Origin of the sequence: Mesorhizobium sp. M8A.F.Ca.ET.021.01.1.1, assembly GCF_003998025.1 — a bacterium.
GTDB lineage: Bacteria > Pseudomonadota > Alphaproteobacteria > Rhizobiales > Rhizobiaceae > Mesorhizobium.
Genome location: NZ_RZSJ01000211.1, coordinates 1 through 9275, shown reverse-complemented (window position 1 = coordinate 9275; position 9275 = coordinate 1). Strand labels below are relative to the sequence as shown.

Here is a 9275-nt window from a genome sequence, read left to right as displayed (position 1 = left end):
ATCGACCGGCAGGAGGTGCTGGACACCGCTTCGCTCGGCGAAGGCAAAGTCACCGGGCCGCTGACCATCCCGGCGCTCGCCACCGATCCGACCCAGTTGTTCTGCTACAAGCGCGATGTCGAGAAGGCCAAGAAGCTGATGGCCGAGGCCGGCTTTGCCGACGGCTTTTCGGCGACCGTGATCGGGGCCACCGGCGAGCCGCCGACGGCGGCGGCGGAAGCCCAGGTCATCCAGTCGCAGCTCGCTGAAATCGGCGTCAAGCTCGACATCAAGATGATGGAGCTCAACGTCTATGTCGACGCCTGGCTGAAGGGCGATTTCGACATGGCGATCGCGCTCAATGGCGGCCGTGCCGACCCCTACACCATGTACAACCGCTACTGGACCAAGGCTGGCAATCTGCAAAAGGTGTCGAACTACATCGACGACACGCTCGACAGCCAGATGCAGCAGGGCCGCGCCGAGACCGACCCGGCCAAACGCAAGGCGATCTTCGCCGCGTTCGAGAAGCATCTCGCCGAGATGTCGCCCTGGATCTGGCTCTACACGTCCTACAGCTACACGGCGCAGCAGAAGAACATCGCCGGATTCGTGCCGACGCCGACCGGCACGCTGTTCAGCCTGAGCAAGGTTACCATCCAGCAGTAGCCGCCGGAGGCATTGGACGAGAGGACTTCTTCGCGTGGACTATCTCTTGCGACGGCTGGCGACGTTTCCTCTCGTCCTGCTTGGCGTGTCCATCCTGGTCTTCGTCGCGATCAGGATGGTGCCCGGCGATTCGATCACGGCGATGCTGGGCACCGAAGCCGGCCTGCTGACGCCGGCACAGCGGGATTCGCTCGCCGCCTATTTCGGCATCGACCAGCCTTGGTTCATCCAGTACTGGCGCTGGGTCGGTGGCATCCTGCACGGTAATTTCGGCATCTCCGTCACCTATGGCAGGCCGGTTCTCGACGTTATCCTCGAGCGCTTCCCGCTGACGCTCGAACTGGCTCTGCTGTCGATGGTCATCGCGCTCGCCGTCGGCATGCCCGCGGGCATCTACGCGGCCACCCACAATGAGAAGCCGTCCGATCTCGGCGTGCGTATCGTCGCCATGATCGGCCAGTCGACGCCGAGCTTCGTGCTTGGACTGCTGATCATCTACACGCTTTCGGCAGGCTTCGGCGTACTGCCGGCGATGGGGGAATTCGCGCCGCTCTGGCAGGATCCCTTGCGCAATCTCAGCCAGTTGATCCTGCCCGCCATCACGCTCGGCTTCGCCTTCGCGGCGTCCGTCACCCGCATAGCCCGTTCCGCCATGCTCGACGTGCTGAGCGACGATTATGTGCGAACCGCGCGCAGCAAGGGCGCCTCGGCGCGCAGCGTCATCTGGCGGCATGCCTTGCCCAACGCGCTGATCCCGGTCGTGACACTGAGCGGCATCGAGTTCGGCTATCTGCTGGGAGGCGCGGTCATCGTCGAGCAGATCTACGCCCTGCCCGGCCTCGGGCGCATGGTGCTCGACGCCATCCTGCAGCGCGACTACGCGCTGGTGCAGGGAAGCGTGCTGTTCATCGCCTTCAACTTCATGATCGTCAATCTCCTGGTCGACCTCGCCTATGTCGCGCTCGATCCGCGCATCCGGCTTGGGGAACAGTGATGCGCATCCTGCGCGCCGTCTTCCGGCATGGCAGCGGCCGCATCGGCGGCGGCATCGTCTGCGTCTATCTGCTGCTCGCCATCCTTGGCCTGCTCGGGCTGACGCCGCACAATCCGATCACGCAATACCGCATCGACCGTCTGCACGCGCCGAGCGCCGGCTACTGGATGGGCACGGACCTGTTCGGCCGCGACGTCGCCAGCCGGCTGATGGCGGGCATCGGCCAGTCCTTCACGGTCGCCTTCTTCTCGGTTGCCTTCGCCACCCTTGCCGGCACGGTGCTGGGGCTTGCCGCCGCCTGGCTCGGCCGCCGCTGGGACGGCGTGGTGATGCGGGTCATGGATGTGCTGCTGGCCTTCCCGGCGATCCTGCTGGCGCTGCTCATCGTTACCGTTGCCGGGCCGGGCACCTGGACCAGCGTGGTGGCCATCGGCATCGTCTACACGCCGATCTTCACGCGGGTGGTTCGCGGCCCCGCGCTGTCGCTCAAGACACGCGAGTTCGTCGATGCGGCGCGTACCTTCGGCAGCAGTTCGTCCTACATCGTGACGCGGCATCTGCTGCTCAACCTTGTGGCGCCCTTGACCGTGCAGGTGACGCTGGCGCTCGCCTGGGCGCTGCTGACGGAAGCCGGCTTGAGTTTCCTTGGCCTCGGAACGCAGCCGCCCGCCGCCTCGCTCGGCCTGATGCTGAGCGACAGCCGCAATTTGATGGAGACGGCGCCCTGGCTGATGATCTTCCCCGGCCTGGCGATCATGATCAGCATCCTCGGCTTCAACCTGCTGGGCGACGCCTTGCGCGACATTCTCGACCCGAAGATGCGAAGGGCGTTGCATGACCCCGCTCCTCTCGGTTTTAGACCTGCGCGTCGGCTTCGGCCGCAATCCCCAGGCCAACGAAGTGGTGCGCGGCGTCAGTTTCGATGTCGCCGACGGCGAGACGCTGGCCATTGTCGGCGAGAGCGGCTCGGGCAAATCCGTCACCGCGCTGTCGATCAACCGGCTCGTCGACTTCGGCGGCGGCCGCATCACCGGCGGCTCGATGAAGCTCAAGCGGGCCGATGGGACCATCTTCGAGTTGGCGACCGCAACCGAGCCACAACTGACCGGCATTCGCGGCGCCGAAATCGGCATGATCTTCCAGGAACCGATGACGTCGCTCAACCCGGTGCTGACCATCGGCACGCAGATCGAGGAATCGTTCCGGCTGCATCGCGGGCTGACGGGCCGGCAAGCGACGGCGGCAGCCAGGGACGCGCTCGACCGCGTGCGCATTCCCGATGCCGCGCGACGGCTGAAATACACGCCCAACCAGCTGTCCGGCGGCATGCTGCAAAGGGTGATGATTGCCATTGCGCTCGCCTGCAATCCGCGCCTGCTGATCGCCGACGAGCCGACGACGGCGCTCGACGTGACGGTGCAGGCACAGATCATGGCGCTGCTGGCCGAGCTGAAGCGCGAAAGCGGCATGTCGATGATCTTCATCACGCACGATATCGGCCTGGTCGCCGGCATCGCCGACAAGGTGATGGTGATGCAGAACGGAGAGGCCGTGGAACACGGCGAACTGAACCAGATCCTCGATAGCCCCCAGCATCCCTACACGCAGCATCTGCTGCAGGACGTGCCGCATTTCGCCAGCGGTCGGGCCACGCGCGCGGACGGGCTGCGCGACAAGGGCGCGAACACGCAGCCGGCCTTGAAGGTCGATGGGCTCGTGGTGCGGTTTCCGCTCAAGAGCAGTTTCTTCAGTCGCGCGACCGGCGCGGTGCATGCCGTCGACGGCGTCGACTTCGACCTGATGCAAGGCGAGACGCTGGCCATCGTCGGCGAGAGCGGCTCGGGCAAATCCACCACCGCCAAGGCGGTGTTGGGGCTGGTGCGGTCGACGCGTGGCAATTTCTCCGTCGCCAGCCGAATGGCGTCGGCGGAGCGCAGTGCCAAGCCCGTGCAGATGGTGTTCCAGAACCCCTACGCGTCGCTCAACCCGAGGCTCACCATCGAGAGCATCCTCGCCGAGCCGGTCATCGCCACCGGTGGGCGGGTGGATGCCCAAACACGGGCCAGGATGGCGAGCCTGCTCGAACGCGTCGGCCTGCCCAAGAACAGCCTCGAGCGCTATCCGCATGAATTCTCCGGCGGCCAGCGGCAAAGGCTATGTATTGCCCGCGCACTGATGCTCAACCCGTCCGTGGTCGTTCTCGATGAAGCGGTTTCGGCGCTCGATGTCTCGGTGCAGGCGAAGGTGCTGGAGCTGCTGGTCGACCTGCAGCGCGAGTTTGGGTTGGCTTATCTGTTCATCTCGCACGATATGGCGGTGGTCGAACGGATCGCGCACCGCATCGCCGTCATTTATGCCGGCCAGATCGTCGAGATCGGCGACGCGCAGTCCGTGCTGTCGAAGCCGAGGCATTCCTATACGAAGAAGCTGATATCAGCCGTTCCGGCGATCGATCGTCGGCACGAGCATTTCGAGATCGACACGCGTCAGGTCCCTTCGCTGGTCAGGCCGCAGGGGTATGAACCGGCGCCGGCGAAATGGGAGAAGTTTGGGGCGGATCACAAAGTGAGGATGGAAACCTAGACATGTCAGCGGGACAGCGCCCCCCTCTGCCCTGCCGGGCATCTCCCCCTCTAGGGGGGAGATCGGATGCCGTCACGGCTTTCGCCAATCTCCAACGTCTGAGGGCTGGCGCCGCGCACGAACTGCCAATCTCCCCCCTAGAGGGGGAGATGTCCGGCAGGACAGAGGGGCGCGCCGTAGAGCGCTACTTCTCCGAAGGAGGCCGGCATTGAGCGACCTCGCCCAGATCTTCAATCGCGCATTCGCGCCCTTGGCAACGGCCGTCTCGGCCAAGTGTATCCCCGGCGGCGTGCTCGGCATTGTCGACAAAAGTGGCGAACGCATCGTCCGCGCAATTGGCTCGGCACAGCTCGTGCCCAAGGTCAGGCCGATGCGGGAAAACACCTGGTTCGACCTGGCGTCCCTGACCAAGGTGATCTTCACCACGCCACGCATCCTGGCGCTGGCGCAGGACGGCACCATCGATCTCGACGCGCCGCTGATCACCCTGCTTCCCGACCTTCGCCAGTATGACGCGAACGCCTGGGAGCGGAAGGTGACCTTCCGCCAGTGCCTCGGCCACCAGACGCCCTTCCCTGCCGTCGAGCCGATTTACACCTATGGACGCGATCCCGAACTGCTGCGCGCCTTCATCCTGCAGCGCGAATGGCGCGCCCGTGATCCCGTCTATTCCGACATCAACTTCATCCTGCTCGGCTTCGCGCTGGAGCGGCTGTCGGGCAAGAGCATCCGCGACATGGAGCCCGGGCCGGGTTTTGCCTGGTTCGCTGAACCCGATGCCACCGCCGCGACCGAGGACTGCACCTGGCGCCATCGCGTGCTGTCGGGCGAGGTGCACGACGACAATTGCTCGGCCCTGCAAGGTGCGGGTCATGCCGGCCTGTTCGGCACGGCCGCTTCGGTGCTCGATTTCGCGCAAGCGCTGCTGGACGGCACCGGCGCATCTGAGCGTTCGATCGCGTTGATGCGTACGCCCTTGTCGGCCACCCGCACCCATGGCTGGGAATGCCCTTATGAAGGGTGGTCCGGCGGTGCGCTGTGCGGTCCGGGAACGATCGGCCATACCGGCTTTACCGGCACCGGGCTGTGGATCGACTTCGACAGAGGCAAGGCATGGACCTTGCTCACCAACCGCATTCATCCGACACGTCATTTCGACAGCGGCATCGTTTCGCTGCGGCAGGCGGTCGGCGATCTCATCAACAGGGACTAGGACCATGGAACCAATCTGGGCCGTCGGCCTGATGACCGGCACCGTACTTGACGGCAATATCGACGTGGCGCTGATCAAGACCGACGGCGAGCGGATCGACGATTTCGGTACCTACCGGCTGATGCCCTATCCCCAATCGATCCGCTCCTTGCTGGAAGAGACGCTGACGGCGGCCAGGGCCTGGAATTTCACCGGGCCAGAACCGGCGATCTTCCGCAAGGCCGAAGAGGCGCTGACGCGCGCCCAGTCGGCGGCGGTCAAGGAACTGGTCGAGGGCCACGGCATGACGATGGCCGAGATTGGCGTCGTCGGCTTCCACGGCCAGACCGTGCTGCATCGGGCGCCGCAGGTCGGACGGCTCGGCCAGACCCGGCAGCTCGGCGATGGTGAGCTGATGCATGAGATATTGGGCACCAAGGTTGCCTATGATTTCCGCTCGGCCGACATGCGCGCCGGCGGACAGGGCGCGCCCTTGGCAGCCGCGTATCACACCGCGCTGATGCGCAGCGCCGGCGCCAGTGGCGAAGTGGCCGTGCTCAATCTCGGCGGCGTCGCCAACATCACCTGGTGGGACGGCGCCGACAATGTCATCGCCTTCGACACCGGCCCCGCCAACGCGCCGCTCAACGATTTCATCAAGTCGAAAGGGCTCGGCGAAATGGACCGCGACGGCGCGCTGGGCGGCGCGGGCAAGGTGGATGAAGCCCGGCTCGCCAAGCTGTTGCAGCATCCCTATCTGAGCAAGCCCTATCCGAAATCGCTCGACCGTTTCGATTTCGGCGCCGCCATGGCCGACGGCCTCGATGCCGAGGATGGCGCCGCCCTGCTCACCGCCTTCACGGCCGGCGCCGTAGGCAAGGCGCTCGACCTCCTGCCCAGCCGGCCGAAGAAGCTGGTGGTCAGTGGCGGCGGCCGCCACAACCCGACGATGATGGCCATGCTGGCCAGCCGCGCTGGCGTCGAGGTGGTGCTGGCCGAAAGCCTCGGCTGGAGTGGCGACGCAGTGGAGGCGGAGTGTTTCGCCTTCCTCGCGGTCCGCGTCCTGCGTGGCCTGCCGATCAGTTTCCCGAGCACGACGGGTGCGCCGCAGCCGATGCGCGGCGGCAAACTGGCAGGCTGATCACGCAACCAGCCTTTTCTGCAGGAAGATACGGCTGCGGCCGACGGGGAAATCGGCAAGGGTGCCGAACGGCTGATAGCCCTGGCGCTGGTAGACCTTGTCGGCGTTCGGGTTGAAGGTGTCGATCAACGCGCCGTGGCAGCCGCGCGCCACGGCTTCCTGTTCGGCCGCCTCGAGCATCTGGCCAGCCATGTGCCGGCCGCGCAGCCTTTCATCGACCCACAGCCATTGCACATAGAGCCAGCCCCAGGCGGTATAGCCGGAGATCCCGGCGACGATCGCACCGGCCTCGTCGCGGACGAAAACGGCCAGTGCCTTCCTCTGGGAAGCGCCGACATCGCTATCGTTGAACGCCGTCAGCCGTTCACCGAGAAAGGCGAGTTCTTCCGGGCGGGGATTGGCGGTCGTTTCGAGCGTGGTGTTCATGGCTTTTCCGGATTGCGGGGTTGGAAGCATCAAGAGGGGCGGAAGTCGGATGCGGCGATGCCATAGCGCTTGAGCTTGTCGTAGAACGTCTTGCGCGGCACGCCGAGCGCGTCGATGGCGCCGCGCACGTCGCCGCCATGGTCGCGTAGCGCGTCGCGGATGAGCTGCGCCTCGTACTGCCCAACCCTTTCGGGCAGCGCGGCGGCAGGCCCCGGCCGCGCGGGGCTCGCGCCGGCCTCGTCATCGGGCCCAAGGCCGAGCGCGACACGATCGGCGAAATGCGCCAGTTCACGCACATTGCCCGGCCAGTCGTGCGACTGGAGATAATCGCTCACGGCGGCATTCACCTTGCCGACAGGCCGGCCGAAGCGTTCCGCGGCCTTGCCGAGGAAATGCCCGAACAGCATCGGGATATCGCCGCGCCGCTCGCGCAGGGGCGGGATGCGCAGCGTCACCACGTTGAGGCGGAAATAGAGGTCCTCGCGGAAATCGCCGCGTTGATCCGGCCGGCCGAGATCGACCTTGGTCGCCGCGACGACCCTGAGATCGAGGCGCCGTGTCTCGTTCGAGCCGAGGGGGGTGAGGCTGCGCGTTTCCAGCACCCGCAAGAGCTTGACCTGCAGGGCCGGCGGCATGGATTCGATCTCGTCGAGAAACAGCGTGCCGCCGCTGGAGTGCTCGACGCGGCCGATGCGTCGCCGCTGCGCGCCGGTGAACGCGCCGGCCTCGTGACCGAACAGTTCGCTCTCGATGACGGTCTCCGGCAGGGCGCCGCAGTTCAGCGCCACGAAGGGCTTTGCACGGCGCCTGCCCCATCTGTGCAGGAGGTCGGCCACCACTTCCTTGCCGGTTCCCGTCTCGCCTTCCACCAGCACGTCGACATCCATGTCGGCGATCTGGCGCAAGGTCTCGCGCAATCGGCGGATGGCGGGCGCCTCGCCGATCAACGGCATACCGTCGGCGGCAAGTGCCGCGGCTTCGCGCAGCCGCCGGTTTTCCATCACCAGCCGCCGCTTCTCCGATGCCCGTTTCAGCGCCTCGACCAAGCGCTCCGCCGCATAGGGTTTCGGGATGAAATCGTAGACGCCATCCTTGAGCGCGGCGACCGCAAGATCGACATCGCCATGCCCGGTAACCAGGATCACCGGCAAGTCGGCGTCAACTGCCTTGACGCGGTCGAAGAGCTGCAGACCGTTCATGCCGGGCATGCGGATGTCGCTGACCACCACGCCTTCGAAACTCTCGTCGACAACGCCGAGCGCCGCTTCGGCGGCCTTCAGCGCAATTACTGTGAAACCGGCAAGTTCGAGCAGTTGCGTGGTGGCATGCAGCAGGTCCGCATCGTCATCGACGAGCGCCACCAGCCCTGATCCCTCGGTCATTCGATCCGCCTCAAGTCGATGGTGAAGGATGCGCCGCCGGCGGTGTCGGGGTCGAGCCGCAGCGTGCCGCCCAATTCCTGGGCGATCTCTTGCGAGATCACCAGGCCGAGGCCAAGCCCCTTCTCCTTGGTGGTCTGGAACGGCATGAACAGATTTCCGGCGGCTTCCGGCCCGAGGCCGGGACCATTGTCGCGCACCGAAATCAGCACCCGGTCGTCACGTTCGGCGAGGTCGATCTCGATGCGGGGATCGGGCCGGTCCTTCATGGCGTCCAGCGCGTTCTGCAACAGGTTGACGAGGATCTGCTCCAGCCGGATGCGGCTCGCCATCACCAATGGCGAGGCGGTGCCGTGCGGCTTGACGATGGTGACGCCGGAATCGCGGATGCGGCCGGACAGAAGCGACAGCGCACCTTCGATCGCCTCGCGCACCGGCAGTGGCGATGCCGCAACGCCGGGCCGGCGGGCGAAACTGCGCAAGGTGCTGGTGATGGCGCCGATGCGTTCGGTCATCGAGACGATCGACGTCAGATTGCCGCTCGCCGGTTCGGTCTTGCCGGCGTCGAGAAAGCGGCCGGCATTCTCGGCATAGGTACGGATGGCGGCGACCGGCTGGTTGATTTCATGCGCGACGCCGGCGGCGATCTGGCCGAGGATGGAGAGCCTGTTGGCCTGGGCGAGATCGTCGCGGAGCCGGCGGACCTTGGCCTCGGCGTTTTCGCGCTCGGCGATTTCGCCGGCAAGCGCCGTATTCGATCGCGTCAATTCGGCCGTCCTTGTGCTGACCCGGCTCTCCAGCTCGATGTTCATGCGGGCCAGCGCCTCCTGCCGCAGCCGGCTTGTGCGGCGGCGCCGGGTGAGCACATAGGCAAGCAAGCCCGTCAACAACAGCCCGAGCAGCGTCGTCAGG

General features: G+C 65.9%; 8 protein-coding genes and 1 pseudogene. 6 read left to right on the top strand and 3 right to left on the bottom strand.

Annotation, left to right across the window (positions count from 1 at the left end; all coding sequences use genetic code 11):
• The 6 genes and pseudogenes from EOA36_RS17705 to EOA36_RS17675 form a co-directional block, all read left to right on the top strand.
• A partial coding sequence (locus EOA36_RS17705) for an ABC transporter substrate-binding protein (protein ID WP_245464394.1) occupies window positions 1-648 on the top strand: 648 nt, incomplete at its 5' end.
• Window positions 649-682: 34 nt separating this feature from the next.
• Window positions 683-1642 carry an ABC transporter permease gene (locus EOA36_RS17700; RefSeq protein WP_127278733.1) on the top strand — a complete coding sequence of 320 codons (960 nt, stop codon included), beginning with the start codon at window positions 683-685 and terminating at the stop codon, window positions 1640-1642.
• Window positions 1642-2472 (top strand): annotated as a pseudogene (locus EOA36_RS17695) (ABC transporter permease); the annotation flags it as partial. The gene EOA36_RS17700 and the pseudogene EOA36_RS17695, both read left to right, overlap by 1 nt.
• A gap of 4 nt (window positions 2473-2476) precedes the next feature.
• Complete coding sequence (locus EOA36_RS17690) at window positions 2477-4225, top strand: ABC transporter ATP-binding protein (RefSeq protein ID WP_127278732.1); 1749 nt, start codon at window positions 2477-2479, stop codon at window positions 4223-4225.
• A 208-nt stretch (window positions 4226-4433) separates the two neighbouring features.
• Window positions 4434-5438, top strand: coding sequence for a serine hydrolase (locus EOA36_RS17680; protein WP_127278731.1), 1005 nt, complete (start codon window positions 4434-4436; stop codon window positions 5436-5438).
• A gap of 4 nt (window positions 5439-5442) precedes the next feature.
• Window positions 5443-6558: an anhydro-N-acetylmuramic acid kinase gene (locus EOA36_RS17675; protein ID WP_127278730.1), complete on the top strand. Its 1116-nt coding sequence runs from the start codon at window positions 5443-5445 to the stop codon at window positions 6556-6558.
• On the opposite strand, the gene EOA36_RS17670 is transcribed toward EOA36_RS17675, so the two are convergent.
• The 3 genes from EOA36_RS17670 to EOA36_RS17660 form a co-directional block, all read right to left on the bottom strand.
• Window positions 6559-6984 (bottom strand): GNAT family N-acetyltransferase, encoded by a 426-nt coding sequence (locus EOA36_RS17670; RefSeq protein ID WP_127278729.1) that lies wholly within the window; start codon window positions 6982-6984, stop codon window positions 6559-6561.
• Window positions 6985-7013: 29 nt separating this feature from the next.
• On the bottom strand, window positions 7014-8366 hold the full coding sequence (locus tag EOA36_RS17665; RefSeq protein WP_127278728.1) for a sigma-54 dependent transcriptional regulator: 1353 nt from the start codon (window positions 8364-8366) through the stop codon (window positions 7014-7016).
• The coding region (locus EOA36_RS17660; RefSeq protein ID WP_145969202.1) for an ATP-binding protein at window positions 8363-9275 on the bottom strand (913 nt) is incomplete at its 5' end. The genes EOA36_RS17665 and EOA36_RS17660, both read right to left, overlap by 4 nt.

What these genes read in the sequence shown, in the direction of transcription:
- EOA36_RS17690 (WP_127278732.1), top strand. Translation starts at nt 2,477, where the DNA reads ATGACCCCGCTCCTCTCGGTTTTAGACCTGCGCGTCGGCTTCGGCCGC.
- EOA36_RS17675 (WP_127278730.1), top strand. Translation starts at nt 5,443, where the DNA reads ATGGAACCAATCTGGGCCGTCGGCCTGATGACCGGCACCGTACTTGAC.
- EOA36_RS17670 (WP_127278729.1), bottom strand. Translation starts at nt 6,984, where the DNA reads ATGAACACCACGCTCGAAACGACCGCCAATCCCCGCCCGGAAGAACTC.
- EOA36_RS17665 (WP_127278728.1), bottom strand. Translation starts at nt 8,366, where the DNA reads ATGACCGAGGGATCAGGGCTGGTGGCGCTCGTCGATGACGATGCGGAC.